Below are 17718 nucleotides of genomic sequence, written 5' to 3' on the forward strand. Positions count from 1 at the left end.
AGGCTCAGGCGATGCGTGCGGCCGCCTCCGCGGCCGCGTGCTGGGCGGCGACACGGTCCACCTTCACCGTCTCGCCGTCCACGACGACGGGCTCGCCCGCGACCCACACGTCCTGGACCGCTCGGGAACCGGCCGCCCACATCAGGTTGGCGAGCAGCCGGCCGTCCTCGACGTCGAGGCCCGCGGCGAAGTGCGGCCCGTCCACGGAGAGATGGATCATGTCCGCCCAGTTTCCCGGGCGGAGGGCGCCGATGTCGGTCCGGCCCAGGGCCGCGGCACCGGCCGAGGTCGCCATGAGGAAGGCGTCCGCGGCGGTGAGGGCCATGGCGTCGGCCGTTGCGAGACGGCAGAACATCATCGCGAGGCGGGCCTCCTCGAACAGGTCGAGGTCGTCGTTGCTCGCGGGCCCGTCGGTGCCGAGACCGACGGCGACGGACGCGGCGCGCAGGGCGTGCAGATCGGCCGTACCGGAGGCGAGTTTGGCGTTCGAGCCCGGGCAGTGCGCGACACCGGCACCCGCCCGGGCCAGCAGCCGGATGTCGTCGGCGGAGAGATGCACGGCGTGGGCCGCGAGCAGCCGCCCGTCCAACAGGCCGGTCTCCTGGAGCAGTTGAGGTACCGAACCGTGCGACTCCCGCTGGACGACGTCCTCGGCGAGGGTCTCCGCGACGTGGATGTGCACCAGGGCGCCGCGCTGTGCCGCCTCCTCCGCCGTGGCGCGCAGTGCCTCCGGCGGCAGGGTGTAGGCGGAGTGCGGGCCGTAGCAGAGCTCGACGCGCTCACCCGGCCCGAAGCGCAGACCGTCCGTGTCGATCCACTTGCCGATGGCCGCGAGGTCCGTGTGCCAGTCGTCGCCGGGCCGGTCGAAGTAGGCGGGCGCGATCAGGACCCGGCTCCCGGCTTCGAGTGCAGCGTCGGCCACCTGCTCGGCGTGCGCGTACATCTCGGCGCTGGTCGTCACGCCGTGGCGCAGCATCTCGACGCAGCCCAGCAGCATGCCCGCGTGGGCGTCGCGGGGGCGCATGCGGGCCTCGGCGGGCCAGACGGCGTCCTGGAGCCAGGACGCCAGCGGGAGGTCGCCGCCGAGTCCGCGCAGGAGGGTCATCGGGGAGTGCGCGTGGGTGTTGACCAGGCCGGGAGCGAGGATGCCGGACAGCGAGGTGAGGGGGACGCCGGCCGGGAGCGGGGGAGCGGTGGCCGCCGGGCCGCAGTGGGTGATGCGGCCGTCCGCGCCGACGTCGACGACGGCGTCGCGCAGGACCGAGCAGGACGGGTCGGCCGGCAGGACCACGGGGGCGAGAAAGCGACGAGACACGGACATGGGGGGAGCTCGCTTCCGGAGGGAGTGCTGTCAACGAGAACAAGATGCGGGACCGGTCCAAAAGTTCGATCCCGGGGGCGTGAACTCGATCACAGGAGTAGGGAAACGGGCCACTGCGCTGTCATGAGCATCGCCGGTTTCGGGTGGATAGGATGAGGTGTGTCTTCCTGGAGCCAAGCTCTGACCGTCTCCTCCGTGAGCGCCTGGGACGAGGTCTTCACCGGCCTCCACGGCGCGAGCCGGATCAAGGTGCCGGACCACCGCGCCCCGTGGACCGGGCACCTGGAGTGGCAGCGGTCGAAGACCTACAGTCTCGCCCTGTGCTCCGGCGGCGAGGAAGTCGTGGACCGGGACAACCGGCACATCCGCACCGATCCCCGCGGCACGTACGAACTCCTCGTCCCGCTCTCCGGATCGGCCTGGGTCGAACAGGGCGCGGCCTCCGGCGAGATCGGGCCCGGCGTCATGGCGCTGTGCGACATCGACCGGCCCCTGAGGTTCGCGCACGGCGCCGACCTCCGCAGCATCTCCCTGATCGTGTCCAGGCAACACCTCTCCGCGCGGAGCGCGCTCGCCGCCGGCGGACCGCATCTTCTCGGCGGCGACCGCGGACTCGGCCGTGTCGTACGGCAGTTGACCACCACCCTGCACGAGGAGCGCGAGCACCTCTCCGAGACGACCTTCGACATCGCCTGCGACCGGCTCCTCGACCTGGTGTGCCTCGCCGCGGAAGGCGGCGTCGACTCGGCGCCCACCGGACAGCGGGCGAGCGTCGAGGCCGCGATCCGGCGCTACGTCCGCGAGCACGCCTGCGACCGTGACCTGGACGTCGTCGGCATCGCGCGGGCGCTCGGGTGGTCCGCGCGCTATGTCCAGCAGGTACTGCAGGCCGCGGGCACCACCTCCCGCGACCTGATCCGCCGCGAACGGCTGAACGTGGCGCGTGCGCGTCTGGGGAGCGCGGGTTGGACGACGTACTCGATCGCGGAGATCGCCCACGCCAGCGGCTTCGGCAGCCACGCCTCCTTCGCCACCGCGTTCCGCGCGGAGTTCGGGCTGACTCCGCGCGAAGCGAGGCGGAACGGCTAGGAGTTGGCCAAGTGGGCCGCAACGACCGGGAGTTAGCCAAGTGGTGCGCGACGAGCCTCGGTTGGCCAAGTGGGCCGTAATGGCTAGGGGTTGGCCGGGGTGAAGTACCGGCGCGGGTTGTCGACCAGCATGGTGGTGAGCTGGGCCTCGGTGACACCGGCGGCGCGCAGGACCGGGAGCACCTCGTCGTGGAGGTGGGTGTGGTGCCAGTTGGGCGCGATCTGCTCCCGTACGCCCGGCGGGAACCAGTCGATGTGGCAGGACGCGTCGTGCGACAGGACCATCCGCGCGGCGAACCCCTCGCGCGCGAGGGCCGCGACGGTCGCCACCCGCTGGTCCTCGGGCAGCAGGACGTCGAGACCGAAGCGGTCCATGCCGACGTACGAGCCGTTGTCGATGAGCTGGTGCAGATAGTCCAGGTCGGCGGTGTCACCGCTGTGCCCGATGACGACGGCCCCGAGGTCCACGCCCTCGCTGCGCAGGATGTCCTGCGCTACAAGTCCCGTACGGGCGGCGGCACTTGTGTGCACGGTGATCGGGGCGCCGGTGCGCAGATGGGCCTGGGCCACCGCACGCATCACCCGTTCCACGCCCGGGGTGAGCTGGTCCTCGATCGCGCACTTCAGGAACGCGGCCCGGATGCCGGTGTCCGCGATGCCCTCGGTGAGTTCACGGACGAACAGGTCGGTCATGCCCTCGGGGCCGCCGAGCAGGGTGCCCGGGCCGTGGTACCGGAAGAAGTCCGGGATGTCGGCGAGGGTGTAAATACCGGTCGCCGCAACGATGTTGAGGTCCACCTGCTCGTTCACCAGGGCGACGCGGGTGACATTGCGGCCGAGTCCGATGACGGTCGGGTCGACGAGCGTGGAGACACCGGTCGCGGCGAGGGCCTTCAGCCGGGAGACGGCGTCGGCGACGCGTTCCTGTTCGTCCCAGGTCTCCGGGAGGCTCTGCCGGAGTTCTTCGCTCACGACGAAGACGTGTTCGTGCATCAGGACGGTGCCGAGGCCGGTCACGGCGACGGGGCCGCGGACGGTCTGGACTTGGGGTGCTTGAGGGCTGGTCATGGTGATCCTTCGGTGCGTGCCCGGCGGCGGGTGCCCTTTTGAACGGGCGGCCGGGGGTGGGGAGTTGCGGTGCGTGCGGGGGAGTGGAGATGAGATGCGGCGGGTGTCAGACGGCGTCTACGGCGTCGGCCGCGGCCTGCCGGACGAGGTCGGCCACGGCGTCAGGCCGGGACACGTGGACGGAGTGGCCGGCGTCGGTGCCGGTGACCGCACTGCCGGCCCGCCGGGCCATGGCCCGCTGCACGGGAGGCGGGATCATCCGGTCGTCGGTCGCCACCAGGTACCAGCTCGGCTTGTGCCGCCAGGCCGGTTCACCGATCGCGCCGCGGAGCGCGTCGAGCCCCCACGGCACCTGCGCGTCGGCCATGAACTCGGCCTCGGCGACCGGAACGTCGGCCGCGAAGGACGCGTGGAACTTGTCCCGGTCCAACAACAGGAACCCGTCGACCGGCGGCAGGATCGGCGGCACCGGTGCCCCCGGCTCGGGGTCGGCGATCAGCGTGTTGACGGACTCGCCCTTGTCGGGCACGAACGCCGCGATGTATACGAGCCCGGCGACCCGGTCGTGATTCCCGGCCTCGGTGATGACGGCCCCGCCGTAGGAGTGCCCGACCAGGATCGCGGGCCCGTCCAGGGCGTCCAACACCCGCTCGGTCAGGGCGACATCGCCCGCGAGGGACAGGGCCGGATTCTGCACGACGTTCACCCGGAACCCGTCGCCCGTCAGCAGCCGGTGCACTTTCCGCCATCCGGAGCCGTCCACGAACCCGCCGTGGACGAGTACGACGTTCTCCACCCGTTCCGATGTCATGGAGCCGACTCTTCCAAGGGGACACGGTCGCCGTCTTTCGCGACGGCGCGCAGTCCTTTCGCGTGGGCGCGCGTCGGGTGTGAGGGGAACGGCTGTTTGAGCCTTGGGGCGGCGCCGCCCGGATTCGCGCCCGTCCGGGTTCCGTGGTCAGGGCCGGGCAACTGACGAAGCTCGTTGGACGGGTCCAACGTCGGCCGCGGCATTCTCCGCTACACCCGGCGCTCATGTCCCCTATAGCGCGCTACATCCTCATCTTCCGCCCCACGCTGATACGTTGCTCGGGCGCCGGAGCAACCCCCGCATCCTCCCTCCCCCGCACCCGCCTCATCGCCCCCCCGGCACCTACCACATCCCCTTACACCCACCGCATCCCCGACACCCGGCACATCCCCGCCCCCACCACCCCACGCCCCCGAAGAAGGAGCCCCGCCCAGTGCCCCCGCCCGGGACGCGCCGCACCCCGTCGGCCCTGTTCACCGTCGCCCTCGCGCTCGTGCTGCTGGCCGGGCCCGCCTGCGTACCCGGTGTCGAATCCCCGCCCCCGCCCGCCCAAGCCGCCCCGGCGCAGGCGTCCGGCCCGCCCACGGCCTACGGCGCCTACGTCGGTTACGGCGCCGACGCAGTCCGGCGGGTGGCCGGGTTCGGGGCCTGGCTCGGTCGGCCCGAGCCCCGGGTGGGGCACGCGTATCTGCCCGGGGACAACTGGAGCGACATCGAGGGCGCCTCCAACGACCTTGCCCTGTGGGCCGACTGGCGTCGGGGGGAGCAGGACCGGCTCCTCGTCCTCAATGTGCCGATGCTGGACCGCAACGAGGCCCACCTCCCCGACAACGTGGTCCGCACCGAGCTGGGAGACGGAGCGGACGGACGCTACGACGACCACTTCCGCGCCCTCGCCGACCGACTCGTCCAACTCGGCGTGCCCGACACCGAGATCGTCCTCGGCTGGGAGATGAACGGCACCACCTACAGCCACCGCTGTTCGCCCGACCCTGCGTCCTGGAAGCGGTACTGGACGCGCATCGTCGCCGCGATGCGATCCGTCCCGGGGCAGCACTTCCGGTTCGACTTCACCCCCAACCGCGGCCGCGACGCGATCCCCTGGACCGAGTGCTACCCGGGCGACGACTACGTCGACGTCATCGGCATGGACGCGTACGACGCCCCCCGCGGGCTGGCCTTCTCGCAGCAACTGACCGAGCCGTATGGGCTGTTGGCGCAGGTCGACTTCGCCCGCGCGCATCACAAGCCCATCGCCTACCCCGAGTGGGGCCTGTACGAGAACGGCGACAACCCCACCTACATGCGCGGCATGCTCACCTGGATGGCCGGACAGCATCCGCTCTACCAGACCATCAGCGACTACTGCCCCCACGGCGTCTGGCGCTGCCGCGACAACCCCAAGTCCTCAGCCGTATACCGGACCCTGACAGATCATCAGCCCTGAGCGCGGCGAGAGCGGCACCACCCGGAGAAGAGGGCGGTGCCGCTCATGGACGGCCAACTACCTTGTTATGGCGTCCACTTCACGTTCGGATTCACCTGGCCGGTCCAGTTGAAGATCGCCATGTTGTCCCAACCATCCCCGCTCCCCGAGATGTTGGCCGGGTCCCAGCCGTTGCCCGTGACCGCGTACCAGGTCGGTTCCCAGTAGAAGACACCGATCGCCCCCGCGCTCCGGGCCGTGTTCTGCACCGCCGTGAACTCCGCGCCCTGGCCCGCCCAGGTGAGCGGATAGCCCGAGCACCCCGAAGTCACCGAGTTCGCCGTACTGTCCGCGTCGGACGAGGTGAACGGGTAGGCCGTCTCCGCGATGATGACGTCCTTGCCGTAGCGCGACTTCATGTCCGAGACGACGCTGCCCATGTTGGCCAACGTGCCGTGCCACATGCAGTAGTAACTCAGCCCGGTGATGTCCCAGTTGACGCCCTGCGCCTTGATGCCGTCGTAGAACCAGCGGGCGTTGGAGTCGCTGTCCGCGTCGGCCGTGTGGATGATCACCTGGGTGGAACTGTTGCACGCCTTGGTCGCGTTGTAGCCGGACTTCAGCAGTAGACCGAGGTTGGTGAAGCTGTTGTTGACGACCTTGCCGTCGTCCCACAGCATGCCGACGTTGATCTCGTTGCCGATCTGCACGCTGTCCGGGGTGGTCCCCTGGGACTTGAGGCTGTTGCAGACGTCGTAGGTGTAGTTGTAGACGTCGGTCTGCAGCGCGCTGATGCCGTGGCTCGACCAGGCCGCCGGCTTGTACTGCTTGCCCGGGTCGGCCCAGGTGTCGGAGTAGTGGAAGTCGATCAGCAGCTTGAGGCCCTTGGCCTTGACCTGCTTCGCGTACGCCAGCACCTTCGCCTTGTTGTTGTAGCCGCTGGCGGGGTTGTTCCAGATCCGCAGGCGGACGTAGTTGACACCGGCGCCCTTGAGGATGTCGAGCGGGTCCTTGGCGGTCCCGCTGGAGTCGTAGTACTTGGCGCCGAGGTCGATCGCTCGCTGCGCGGACGAGACGTCGGCGCCGAGCATGGTGAGCGAGTTCGCCGCGGCGGCGTCCGTGGGGGTGATCATCGCCGCCGGCAGGGCGACTGCGGCCAGGAGCAAGGCGACTTTGACTATGCGGCCCGGGCTTCTCACGTGGATCCCGACCTCCTTGGGTCGACTGACATGCGCATGCGGGTTGGTTCTGAGAACGTTCACAGTAGGAGAGGTAACAGGCGCTGTAAATATGTGTGTCGGTTGTATTTCCCGCTGTTCGTGGGCGTGATGTGTGTGCGTGGAAGATGGGAACGTACACAACTCGATGCACACAGTGGTACCGAGGTACTACGCCAGCGCCCTCAATGACCCCCCGGTACGACGGTTTCGGGACCCCCGCCCTCCTAGCGTTGCCGGTGGGAAGGCCCAGTGGGGGCGGCGGCACGTGAGCGTGAGGGAAACCGATGATCGAGGCACACCAACTGACCAAGCGGTACGGGGAGAAGACGGCCGTCGACCGGCTGGACTTCGTCGTCCGGCCCGGCACGGTCACCGGCTTCCTGGGCCCGAACGGCGCCGGGAAATCCACCACGATGCGCATGATCGTCGGCCTGGACGCGCCCACCAGCGGCACCGTCACGGTCAACGGAAAGCCCTACGCCGAGCACATTGCACCGCTCCAAGAGGTCGGCGCGCTCCTTGAGGCCAAGTCGATCCACCCGGGCCGTTCCGCGTTCGACCACCTGATGGCGCAGGCCCACACGCACGGCATCCCGCGCCGCCGGGTCGACGAGGTCATCGAGATGACCGGCCTGCAGTCCGTGGCGAAGAAGCGGGCCGGGGCCTTCTCCCTCGGCATGGGCCAACGGCTCGGCATCGCCGCCGCGTTGCTCGGCGACCCGGCGACCGTCATGCTCGACGAACCCGTCAACGGCCTTGACCCCGAAGGCGTGTTGTGGATCCGGAACCTGCTGACCGGGCTCGCGGCGGACGGTCGTACCGTCTTCGTCTCCTCGCACCTGATGAGTGAAATGGCCCTGGTCGCCGACCACTTGATCGTCGTAGGACGAGGGCGGCTGCTGGCCGACACCACCGTGCAGGACCTGGTCAGGCACGCGGGCGGCGACACCGTCACCGTCGCCTCCGAACAGCCCGCCAGGCTGCGCGAGGTCCTCGCCGGACCCGGCGTCGAGATCAGCGGCGAGGTCGGTTCCGAGGAGCTGCACGTCACCGGGCTGACCGCGCGGGCCATCGGCCTCAAGGCCGCCGAGCACGGCATCCCGCTCTTCGAACTCAGCGCGCGCACCGTCTCGTTGGAGCAGGCGTTCATGGACCTGACCCGGGACGCCGTCGAGTACCACGGCTCCACCACCGTCGAGACCCCCGGGAGGGCCGCGTGAGCACCATCACCGCGACCGACAGCGCCGCACCCGCACCGGTGAAGGCGGCCCGCCCGCCGTACAAGGTCACCGGGCGTCGCGTACTGCGCTCCGAGTGGGCCAAGTTGTGGTCCCTGCGCTCCACTTGGATCACCCTGGGCCTCGGCCTGCTGTTCCTGATCGCGTTCGGCCTGATCGCCGCCGCCCACTACAAGTCCTCCTACGACGGCGGGCATCTGCGGCCCGACGACGCCAACTCCACCGCGCTCGACATCTCCCTCTTCGGTACGAACTTCGCGCAGCTCGCGCTCGGTGTGCTGGGCGTCCTGGTCACCGCCGGCGAGTACTCGACCGGCATGATCCGCTCCACGCTGGCCGCCGTGCCGCGCCGCCTGCCCGTGCTGTGGTCGAAGGCCCTCGTGTTCGGCGTGGTCGCGCTCGGCGTCTCACTCGTCGGGGTGTTCGTCGCGTTCCCGATCGTGAGCGGCATCGTCTCCGGTACGCCCGCGGCCCTCTCGTTCTCCCACTCCGGAGTCGTACGGAGCCTGCTCGGCGCCGGTCTCTACCTCGGCCTGGTCGGCGTGATCGGCACCGCGCTGGGCGCGTGGCTCCGCTCGGTCGCCGGCGGTATCTCGGTGCTGGTCGCCTCGCTGATGCTGGTGCCCGGACTGATCGAGCTGCTGCCCAGCTCCTGGCAGGACAACATCAGCCCGTATCTGCCGAGCAACGCGGGCCAGGCGATGTTCGCGCTGACCCACGACTCGACGACCCTCTCGCCCGGTGCCGGACTCCTGGTCTTCCTCGGTTGGACCGCGCTCGCACTGGGCGGGGCCGCCTACCGGCTGGTGAAGACCGACGCCTGAGACCCGCGACGCGGCATCCGGCCTGCTCGACGGTCGGATGCCGCATCGGCGTGGGGCCCCACAATGGACAGGTGACCTCCATGAACCCGGACCAGTGACACCGATGAGCGCCGACGACCCCGCCCACGTGCTGTTCGCGGAGACGGACCTGCCGTGGAGCCACCCCGTGGCCGGCCGGCTGTCCCGGTTCGGCCGCCGGGTCAAGCAGGGCGACCGGCGACACCCCTGGGTGCTGGACACGGCTCTGATCGTCCTGGTCGTGCTGATGTTCTGCCTGCCGGACATGCTGGACGGCGACGACGGCCGACGGCGCGGCTTCGACAACAGCTTCATCCACCTCCCCTGGCCGGCGACCATCGCCCTGCAGCTGGGCCTGGTACTGCCGCTGCTCTGGCGCCGCCGCCGACCGACGCTGGCCTTCGCGCTGATCGCCGCGGTGTTCTTCGTCCAGGCGGGACTCGGGGTCTGGCTGCGCGCCGACGTCGCGCTGCTGATCTCCCTCTACAGCCTGGTCCTGCACGGGCAGTTGCGGCGGCTGCCCGCCGCCTGCGCGGTCACCCTCGCCGCCCTCGGCCTCTTCGCCCTGCGGCTGCCGTCCGAAGTCCCGGTCCTGGACGCTCTGTTCGTACTTTTCAGCACCATCACCGCTGCCGTCGCACTCGGCTTCGTCGTCCGCATCCGGCGCGCCCAACTCGCCGTACTGCGCGACCGTGCGGCCCGCCTGGAGATCGAGCGCGACCAGCGCAGCAAGCTCGCCGCCGCCGCCGAACGCACCCGCGTGGCACGGGAGATGCACGACATCATCGGCCACAACCTCTCCGTCATCATCACCCTCGCCGACGGCGGCGCCTACGCCACCGACCTCGCCCCCGAGCGCGGAAAGCAGGCGCTGCTCCTCATCGGCGACACGGGCCGCCAGGCGCTCGGTGAACTCCGGCGCATGCTGGGCGTGTTGCGTGTGCAGACCGCCACGCCGGACGCTCCCGAACTCAGCCCGCAGCCGGGTGTCGCCGACCTCGACGCCCTGTGCGCCCGTATCCGCGCGGCCGGTCCGCAGGTCGTGTACCGCACCGGCGGCGAACCGGCCGCCCTCGATCGCGGGGTCCAACTCACCGTGTACCGCATCGTGCAGGAGGCCCTCACCAACGCCCTCAAGCACGCGGGCCACGACACCCGCGTCGAACTCGCCGTGACCGTCGAGGAGTTGAGGGTGCACATCGACTGCCACGACACCGGCCCGGGCGGCACCGTCAGCGGACCCGAACCGAGCCACGACGAAGGACACGGACTCGCCGGCATGAGAGAACGCGCAGCCCTGTACCACGGCACCGTCACCGCGGGCCCCGCCCCCGGCGGCGGCTGGACGGTACGGGTCACCCTCGACCTCACCCCGCCCGACGCGATCGGGGGAGCGGCATGACGACCGTGCTCATCGTGGACGATCAGCCCCTCCAACGCCTGGGTTTCCGCATGCTGTTGGAGGCCAACCCCGACACCGAGGTGGTCGGCGAGGCGGGGCACGGCGGCGAGGCGGTGCGGATGGCCGCCGAACTGCGGCCCGACGTGATCCTGATGGACGTACGGATGCCCGGCATGGACGGCATCGAGGCCACCCGCAGGGTCGTCGCGGCCGGCGACCGCTCCCGCGTCCTCATCCTGACCACCTTCGACCTCGACGAGTACGCCCACGAGGCACTGCGCGCCGGAGCCAGCGGCTTCCTCCTCAAGGACGCCCACCCCGAGGAACTCCTCGCCGGCATCCGGGCGGTGGCCTCCGGCGACGCCGTCATCGCGCCCGCGCTCACCCGCCGCCTGCTGGACGCCTACGCCCAGCACCTGCCGAAGAGTTCACCGGAAGGACCCGTGACGGTGCCCGCGACGGACGACCCCCGCATCCGCTCCCTCACCGAACGCGAGCGCGAGATCCTCGTCGCCATCGGCCAGGGCTGGACCAACGGCGAGATCGCCGAACGCCTCTTCCTGTCCGAGTCCACGGTGAAGACCCACGTCGGCCGCGTCCTTGCGAAGGTCGGCGCCCGCGACCGCATCCAGGCGGTGATCCTGGCCTACGACTTGGGCCTGGCCCGCCCCAACTCCTCGGACCAGTAAGGCGAGTTGGCCCCGGCCGTCACGCAACCTTAGGTTGCACCGCCCGCACGCACAGCTTCGTACACGATGTGGACGCTGCGGCACATCGGGACAACTGTTGCTTCCCATGGTCGAGATCAAAGGGGCTGTGTCCCGCAGAACGATGTTGGGCGCCATGGCGGCGACGGCGACCGCGGCAGGTATGCCGCTGACCGTCGCGGCACCGAGCGCCGAAGCCGCGCCGCAGGTGAGACCCGATCTTCTCTACGTCGGCACCTGGAACGGCGGCCAGGTCTACGGGGTCCGCTTCGACCCCGTCCAAGGAACCCTGACCTCCAACGGGACGGCGGCCCAGGTGAGTTCGGGCTGGGTGACGGCGCACCCCGACCGTCCGATCCTCTACGTCGGCAGCCAACTGGACGGCGGAATCGTCCACGTCCTCACCGTCGACCGCACCACCGGCGCACTCACGGAGACGGGCCAGGTGAGCACGGACGGCGGCGGAACGGCCGGCGGCGGACTGTCGTATCTCGGCGTGGACCGCCCCTCCGGCACGCTGCTCGTCGCCAACTTCGAGGCGGGGCTGGCCATTTCGCTCCCGATCCGCAGAGACGGCGGTCTCGGCTCACCGGTCTCGGTCGTCGCCGACACCGGATCGGGGCCCAGCCCACGGCAGTCGGGCCCGCACCCGCACGAGGTCGTCGTGGCCCCGGGCCGCCGCCACGCCCTGGTCCCGGACCTCGGCGCCGACCGCGTCTTCGTCTACGGCTTCGACGGTACGACGGGTGCGCTGTCGTCCGGCGAGAACGGACCCGGTGTCTACGCCACCGACGCCGGTGCGGGCCCGAGACGGGTCGTCTTCCACCCCGACGGACGCAAGGCGTATCTGCTGACCGAGCTGACGGCGGAGCTCCAACTCCTCGACTGGGACGGCAGATCGGGGGAGTTGACGCAGCGTCAGAGCCTCGCGATCGACTCGCCGGACTTCACCGGAACCAAGAGTGGCGCGGAGTTGGCCATCAGCCGGGACGGCCGCTTCGTCTACGCCTCAAGTCGCGGTGAGAACACGCTCGTTGTGTATGCGGTCGAGCGCCGGACCGGGCTGCTCTCCCTTCTCCAGCGCATCCCCTGCGGGGGTCTGAAACCCTGGAGCTTCACCGTGCACCCGAGCGGGTGCTGGCTGTTCGTCGCCAACGAGGCGAGCAGCACCCTCGACGTGTTCGCCGTCGACCTCCGCTCCGGTCTGCTGACGGGCACCGGGAACTCCCTCGCGATACCGAACCCCGACTGCGTCGCCGTCTGCGCACGCTGACGTCCAGCCGCACCTGGAGGTTCAGCCGCACATGATTGTCCAACAATCATGTGCGGCAAGGATCTTGGGCTCGAAGAGGTGTCACGTTCTTGCTGCACACTTCTTGCCGCCATGGGTCGCCACTGTTACGTTCGCTGCATCGCTTGTCGGACAATCCGAAGCGAGCGCAGGTTCACCCTCCCCCCAACCCCTACGTGTAGGCCGGGCAAGGAGACCACGTTGTCGAACAATCAGCGCCCACCCCATTCCGAAGCCCTCCGCTTCGACCACGTCACCCTCCAGTTCCCGGGAAGCCGGCGGCCGGCCATCGAGGACGTGTCGTTCCAGGTCGAGCGGGGCAGGTTCGTCGCCGTCATCGGACCCAGCGGCTGCGGCAAGAGCACCATCCTCAACCTGGCCGCCGGACTGCTCGCCCCGACCCTGGGCCGCGTCCACTTCGACGGCGAGCCGGTGAACGCCGTCAACTCCGAGGCGGCGTACGTCACTCAGCAGGCCAACCTGCTGCCCTGGCTGAGCGTCCGGGCCAACATCGGACTCGCCCTGAAGTTCCGCAAGGTCCCCAAGGACGAGCGGGAGGAGCGCATCGCCCACTGGGTGAAGGTCGTCGGCCTCACCGGATTCGAGGACCACTACCCCCGCGAGCTGTCCGGCGGCATGCAGAAGCGCTGTGCGATCGCCCGCGCCCTGATCTACAACCCGTCCATCGTGCTGATGGACGAACCCTTCGGACCGCTGGACGCCATCACCCGGCTCAAGCTCCAGCAGGACCTGCTCAACCTCTGGGAGGGGGAGCGCGGCGGCACGCTCGTCTTCGTGACGCACGATCTCAACGAGGCGATCTACCTCGCCGACGAGGTGATCGTGATGTCCGACGGGCCGGGCATGATCCGCCGGGTGCTGCCCGTCCCCTTCGAGCGGCCACGCAGCATCGGCTCCCTCGTCGAGTCCCGCGAGTTCTCCGAGCTCTACAACGACCTGTGGAGCCTGTTCAAGTCCCAGTTGCAGACATCGGACGCCGGCGCGTAGGCCCAACCGCGTTCACTCTGCCGCGCTTTCTGAAGCGCGCTATCACCTGACGGTTCGTCAACCCGCCCTGCGAGGTGCCCAGCGTTGATATCGATCGCTGAAGAGATCGCCGTACCGAGCCCACCGCACCGCGTCTGGGAGATCGTCTCCAACCCCTCCGAGGTCGTCGCCTGCGTCAACGGCGCGGAGCTCGGCGAGGCCCACGACGACGGCTCCTTCGACGGCACCCTCGTCGTCAAGTTCGGGGCGATGAAGGTGAGTTTCGCCGCCAGAGTCGCTCTGGATCTCACCGAGTCCGACCACGAGGGCCGCCTCTCGGCCCGCGGCAAGGACGGCCAGGGCGGCACCCGCTTCACCGCCCACGCCACGTTCCGGGTGACCGAGGGCGAAGGACCCGGCGACTCGCGCGTGACCGTCCAGGGCGAGGTCCAACTCAACGGCAGGCTCGCCCCGTTGGTCGAGTCCGGTGCCGGGGCGATGGTCTCGCGGATGACCCGGGAGTTCTCGGCGGAGCTGATCCAGCGGTGCGCCGGAGCTGAGGCGCAGGCACCGGCACGCCGCGCCGGGCTGCTGGGCCGCCTGCGCGCCTGGTGGGCGCGGCTCCTGACGAGAAGTCAGAAAGCTTCTGTGTCAGGTGACTTCGCGACCGAGGAGGCAGGCGATGACCCCGCCCAGGCTCAATAACGTGATCGGCGCACTGGAGTCGGGACGCCACGCCTTCGCCTCCTTCGCCGCCCCCGACCCTGCGTCCGCCGTCGAGTTCAGTACCACCGACTACGACGGCCTGGTCTTCGAGACCGAGCACAAACCCTGGGACGTCACCGCCCTGCGGGACAGCCTCCAGTACCTTCTGAACCGACGTCAGATCCACGCAGCCGACAGCCTCGCGCCCGCCGTCACCCCGCTCGTGCGGATCCCGGCCAACGGCGGCGAGAAGGCGCAGTGGCACGCGAAACAGGTCCTCGACCTCGGTGCGTACGGGGTGGTCTGGCCGCACATCACCACAGTGGACGAGGCCCGTAACGCGGTCGCGGCCTGCCGCTACCCGAGCCTCCCCGGCAGCCCCCGCCACGAGCCCGCCGGCCTGCGCGGCGACAGCCCGGGCGCGGCGGCCCGCTACTGGGGCATCACCAACGCCGAGTACTACGCGAGGAGTGACGTCTGGCCGCTCGACCCGGACGGCGAAGTCCTCGTCGCCCTCATGATCGAGGACCAGCGCGGCATCGAGAACCTCCCCGACATCCTCGACCAGGTCCCCGGCATCGGGCTGATCCTGATCGGAGAGGGCGACCTGAGCCAGGAGTTGGGCGTACCGCGCCAGTACGAACATCCGCGCGTCCTGGAGTGCAAGCGCCGCGTCCTCGACGTCTGCGGGGAGCGCGGAGTCGCCGTCGGCCATCCGCATGTCACCGCCGACAATGTCAAGCAAGTCCTCGACGACGGCTACCGGTTCCTGATGTCGGCGCCCGTGCGCTCGTACCCGGGCCTCGACCTGGGCCGCACCCTGACCGGCCGCATCCCCGGAAGGGAGGGCCTTCGGTGATCATCGACAGCCACGGCCACTTCACCACCGCCCCGCCCGCGCTGGGCAGTTGGCGCGAACGGCAGATCCGCGCCTTCGAGGAATCGGGCGCCCGCGTGTCACCCGACGACCTCCACATCACCGACGACGAGATCAAGAACGCGGTGGAACATGGCCAGTTGAAACTCCAGCTGGAACGCGGCACGGACCTGGGCCTGTTCTCCCCGGGCGCCGGCAAGATGGCCCACCACTACGGCGACGAACGCACGAGCCTCGACTGGTCCCGGGTCAGCAACGACCTGATCGCCCGGGTCTGCGGCCTGTTCCCGGGCCGGTTCGTCGGCGTGTGCCAGCTGCCCCAGTCACCGGGCGACGCGCTGCCCGTCTCGGTGCGCAACTCCGTCACCGAACTGGAGCGCTGCGTCGAGGAGTTGGGCTTCGTCGGCTGCCTCCTCAACCCCGACCCCTCGGACGGCTACTGGCAGGCACCGCCCCTCACCGACCCGGTGTACTACCCGCTCTACGAGAAGCTCGTCGAACTCGACGTCCCCGCGATGGTCCATGTGGCGATGTCCAGGAACCCTGCCCTGCAAGGGACTTGTGCGCACTACCTCAACGGCGACACCGCGGTCTTCATGCAGCTGTGCATGTCCGACCTGTTCACCGACTTCCCGACCCTGAAGCTGATCCTGCCGCACGGCGGCGGCGCGGTCCCCTACCACTGGGGCCGCTACCGGGGCGTCATGCAGGACCAGGGCCGGCCCCCGCTGGAGGAAGCGGTCCTGCGCAACGTCTACTTCGACACCTGCGTGTACCACCGGCGCGGCATGCGACTCCTCGTCGACGTGATCCCCACCGAGAACATCCTCTTCGCCTCGGAGATGATCGGCGCCGTCCGCGGCGTGGATCCCGAGACCGGCCACCGCTTCGACGACACGAAGTGGCTCCTCGACTCCCTCGACACGCTGAGCGACACCGACCGGCGCGCGATCTACGGCGGCAACGCCCTGCGTGTGTTCGGCCGCTTGGAGGGCGTGCTCAAGAACATCCCGTCAAGCACCCTGTCCGCCTCGTCAAGCACCCTGTCCGTCCCGTCCAACACCCTTAAGGAAGCCGGGAATTGAAGGCCTATGAAGCCCTCGCCGAGGCGTTCGTCAAGGAGGGCACCAGCGACGTCTTCGGCATGATGGGCGACGCCAACATGCACTGGATGAACGCGCTGGACCGGCGCGGCGTCCGCCTCTACGAGGTACGCCACGAAGGCTCCGGCCTCGGCATGGCCGACGGCTGGGCCCGAACCACCGGCCGACCGGGGGTGGTTACGACGACCAGCGGCCCCGGCACCTCCCAGCTCGCCACCTCGATGATCGTCGCGAACCGCGCCCGCACCCCGCTGGTCGCCTTCTGCGGCGAGACCAGCTGGGGCGACCAGGGCGCCGTGCAGTACCTGGACCAGCGCCGCTTCGCCGCCGCCGTCGAGTGCGGCTTCGTCCACCTCTCCCGCCCCGACCAGGCCCAGGACGCCGTACAGCGCGCCTTCTACCAGGCCCGCACCGAGTCACGGCCGGTGATGCTGAGCGCTCCGATCGACGTGCAGCAGGGGGAGTTGGAGGACGACGACGAGTACGTCCCCTCCCTCGCCCTCCTCGACAGCCCCCGCCTCCTGCCCGACCCGGCCCGGATCGCCGCGGCCTGCGACATCGTCCGGGCGAGCAAGCGCGTGGTCATCGTCGCCGGACGCGGGGCGCGCCGGGCGGGCGCCGGCGGTGAGGTACTCGCCCTCCAGCAGCGGACCGGAGCCCTCCTCGCCACCACCCTCCAGGCGAAGAACTGGCTCTGCGACAGCACCCGTTACCACGTCGGCCTCGCCGGGCTGTTCGGCAGCAGGACGGCCACGGAACTCCTCCAGGAGGCCGACTGCGTGATCGCGGTGGGCGCCAGTCTCAACAGCTACACCATCGAGCACGGCTACCTCTTCCCCGACGCCCAGTACATCCAGATCGACGTCTCCCCGCACATCGTGATGGGCAACGGCAGGGCCGCCGACTGCTACATCCAGGCCGACGCGGTCACCGCCGTCGGCGAGTTGAGCCGCGCCCTGGAAGAACGCTCGGTCCACCTCGACGGCTTCCACACCGACGACGTCCTGCGCCGCCTCGCCGAACCGCTCCAGCCCCCGGCGTCGTACGTCACCGAACCGGGCCGCATCGACCCACGCCAGGCGATCCGCATCCTGGACGACGAACTCCCCGGCGACATGGGCCTGGTGCTCGGCAGCGGACACCAAGTCGACTTCGGCACCATGCTGTTCCAGCGCTCCCGCGAAGTCCTCTCCAACTACGGCATGTTCGGCGCCATCGGCCAGGCCCCGCTCCTCGCGATCGGCCGGCTGATCGCCGAGGGACGGCGCCCCGGGTTCGTGGTGGAGGGCGACGCCAGCTTCCTGATGCACCTCTCCGAGTTCGAGACAGCCTGCCGGTACGGCATCCCGCTCCTCGTCGTCGTCATGAACGACGAAGGACTCGGCGCCGAGTACCACAAGTCCCGCTCCAAGGGCCTCGACCCGAACCTCGCCCTCATCCCGACCCCGGAACTTGGACCGGTCGCGGTGGCTCTGGGCGGGGCAGGCGCCACGGTCCGCACCCCGGCCGAACTGACCGCCGCCGTCGCGGAGTTCGTGCGCGCGCCCCGCCCCACCGTGATCGACGTCCGCATCACCCGCGAGGTGCTGAGCGTCCCCTACCGCCGCCTCATGTACGGCGAGGACGTATGAG

The 17718-nt window shown here is 70.0% G+C and carries 16 protein-coding genes; 12 read left to right on the plus strand and 4 right to left on the minus strand.

Annotated features, from left to right (window positions below):
• Window positions 1–4: 4 nt before the first annotated feature.
• A complete protein-coding gene (locus R2B38_RS35565) occupies window positions 5–1321 on the minus strand; it encodes an amidohydrolase (RefSeq protein ID WP_318019913.1) in 1317 nt (438 codons plus the stop codon).
• A 195-nt stretch (window positions 1322–1516) separates the two neighbouring features.
• On the opposite strand from R2B38_RS35565, the gene R2B38_RS35570 reads away from it, so the two are divergent.
• Window positions 1517–2410: an AraC family transcriptional regulator gene (locus tag R2B38_RS35570; RefSeq protein WP_318019914.1), complete on the plus strand. Its 894-nt coding sequence runs from the start codon at window positions 1517–1519 to the stop codon at window positions 2408–2410.
• Between the two features lie 83 nt (window positions 2411–2493).
• On the opposite strand, the gene R2B38_RS35575 is transcribed toward R2B38_RS35570, so the two are convergent.
• On the minus strand, window positions 2494–3477 hold the full coding sequence (locus R2B38_RS35575; protein ID WP_318019915.1) for a phosphotriesterase-related protein: 984 nt from the start codon (window positions 3475–3477) through the stop codon (window positions 2494–2496).
• A 106-nt stretch (window positions 3478–3583) separates the two neighbouring features.
• Window positions 3584–4288: an alpha/beta hydrolase gene (locus R2B38_RS35580; RefSeq protein ID WP_318019916.1), complete on the minus strand. Its 705-nt coding sequence runs from the start codon at window positions 4286–4288 to the stop codon at window positions 3584–3586.
• A gap of 433 nt (window positions 4289–4721) precedes the next feature.
• Here R2B38_RS35580 and R2B38_RS35585 point away from each other — a divergent pair, with 433 nt between their 5' ends.
• Window positions 4722–5735 carry a glycoside hydrolase family 26 protein gene (locus R2B38_RS35585; protein ID WP_318019917.1) on the plus strand — a complete coding sequence of 338 codons (1014 nt, stop codon included), beginning with the start codon at window positions 4722–4724 and terminating at the stop codon, window positions 5733–5735.
• A 65-nt stretch (window positions 5736–5800) separates the two neighbouring features.
• On the opposite strand, the gene R2B38_RS35590 is transcribed toward R2B38_RS35585, so the two are convergent.
• Entirely contained in the window at window positions 5801–6847 is a 1047-nt protein-coding gene (locus R2B38_RS35590) for an arabinogalactan endo-beta-1,4-galactanase (protein ID WP_411978604.1), read from the minus strand.
• A gap of 371 nt (window positions 6848–7218) precedes the next feature.
• Here R2B38_RS35590 and R2B38_RS35595 point away from each other — a divergent pair, with 371 nt between their 5' ends.
• From R2B38_RS35595 to R2B38_RS35640, 10 genes are all read left to right on the plus strand, one after another.
• Window positions 7219–8154: an ABC transporter ATP-binding protein gene (locus R2B38_RS35595; protein WP_318019919.1), complete on the plus strand. Its 936-nt coding sequence runs from the start codon at window positions 7219–7221 to the stop codon at window positions 8152–8154.
• Complete coding sequence (locus tag R2B38_RS35600; protein ID WP_318019920.1) at window positions 8151–8996, plus strand: ABC transporter permease; 846 nt, start codon at window positions 8151–8153, stop codon at window positions 8994–8996. Before R2B38_RS35595 ends, R2B38_RS35600 begins: the two co-directional genes overlap by 4 nt.
• 103 nt (window positions 8997–9099) lie before the next feature.
• On the plus strand, window positions 9100–10416 hold the full coding sequence (locus R2B38_RS35605; protein ID WP_318019921.1) for a sensor histidine kinase: 1317 nt from the start codon (window positions 9100–9102) through the stop codon (window positions 10414–10416).
• Window positions 10413–11105 carry a response regulator transcription factor gene (locus R2B38_RS35610; protein ID WP_318019922.1) on the plus strand — a complete coding sequence of 231 codons (693 nt, stop codon included), beginning with the start codon at window positions 10413–10415 and terminating at the stop codon, window positions 11103–11105. The genes R2B38_RS35605 and R2B38_RS35610 overlap by 4 nt, the downstream gene beginning before the upstream one ends.
• 106 nt (window positions 11106–11211) lie before the next feature.
• Window positions 11212–12396 carry a lactonase family protein gene (locus R2B38_RS35615; RefSeq protein WP_318019923.1) on the plus strand — a complete coding sequence of 395 codons (1185 nt, stop codon included), beginning with the start codon at window positions 11212–11214 and terminating at the stop codon, window positions 12394–12396.
• A 219-nt stretch (window positions 12397–12615) separates the two neighbouring features.
• Window positions 12616–13422, plus strand: a complete 807-nt coding sequence (locus R2B38_RS35620) for an ABC transporter ATP-binding protein (protein ID WP_318019924.1) — start codon at window positions 12616–12618, stop codon at window positions 13420–13422.
• A gap of 84 nt (window positions 13423–13506) precedes the next feature.
• Entirely contained in the window at window positions 13507–14106 is a 600-nt protein-coding gene (locus R2B38_RS35625; protein ID WP_318019925.1) for an SRPBCC domain-containing protein, read from the plus strand.
• A gap of 1 nt (window position 14107) precedes the next feature.
• Window positions 14108–14965 (plus strand): HpcH/HpaI aldolase family protein, encoded by an 858-nt coding sequence (locus tag R2B38_RS35630; protein ID WP_318019926.1) that lies wholly within the window; start codon window positions 14108–14110, stop codon window positions 14963–14965.
• The gene (locus tag R2B38_RS35635; RefSeq protein ID WP_318019927.1) at window positions 14962–16068 is read left to right on the plus strand and encodes an amidohydrolase family protein; all 1107 of its coding nucleotides are present in this window, start codon (window positions 14962–14964) and stop codon (window positions 16066–16068) included. The genes R2B38_RS35630 and R2B38_RS35635 overlap by 4 nt, the downstream gene beginning before the upstream one ends.
• A complete protein-coding gene (locus R2B38_RS35640; protein ID WP_318019928.1) occupies window positions 16065–17717 on the plus strand; it encodes a thiamine pyrophosphate-binding protein in 1653 nt (550 codons plus the stop codon). The genes R2B38_RS35635 and R2B38_RS35640 overlap by 4 nt, the downstream gene beginning before the upstream one ends.
• Window position 17718: the final 1 nt, after the last annotated feature.

Origin of the sequence: Streptomyces sp. N50, assembly GCF_033335955.1 — a bacterium.
Lineage (GTDB): Bacteria > Actinomycetota > Actinomycetes > Streptomycetales > Streptomycetaceae > Streptomyces.

Bases quoted from the DNA above. Each gene is read 5' to 3' on its own strand.
- R2B38_RS35580 (WP_318019916.1), bottom strand. From the start codon at position 4,288: ATGACATCGGAACGGGTGGAGAACGTCGTACTCGTCCACGGCGGGTTC.
- R2B38_RS35590 (WP_411978604.1), bottom strand. From the start codon at position 6,847: ATGATCACCCCCACGGACGCCGCCGCGGCGAACTCGCTCACCATGCTC.
- R2B38_RS35615 (WP_318019923.1), top strand. From the start codon at position 11,212: ATGGTCGAGATCAAAGGGGCTGTGTCCCGCAGAACGATGTTGGGCGCC.
- R2B38_RS35595 (WP_318019919.1), top strand. From the start codon at position 7,219: ATGATCGAGGCACACCAACTGACCAAGCGGTACGGGGAGAAGACGGCC.
- R2B38_RS35575 (WP_318019915.1), bottom strand. From the start codon at position 3,477: ATGACCAGCCCTCAAGCACCCCAAGTCCAGACCGTCCGCGGCCCCGTC.
- R2B38_RS35610 (WP_318019922.1), top strand. From the start codon at position 10,413: ATGACGACCGTGCTCATCGTGGACGATCAGCCCCTCCAACGCCTGGGT.
- R2B38_RS35565 (WP_318019913.1), bottom strand. From the start codon at position 1,321: ATGTCCGTGTCTCGTCGCTTTCTCGCCCCCGTGGTCCTGCCGGCCGAC.
- R2B38_RS35605 (WP_318019921.1), top strand. From the start codon at position 9,100: ATGAGCGCCGACGACCCCGCCCACGTGCTGTTCGCGGAGACGGACCTG.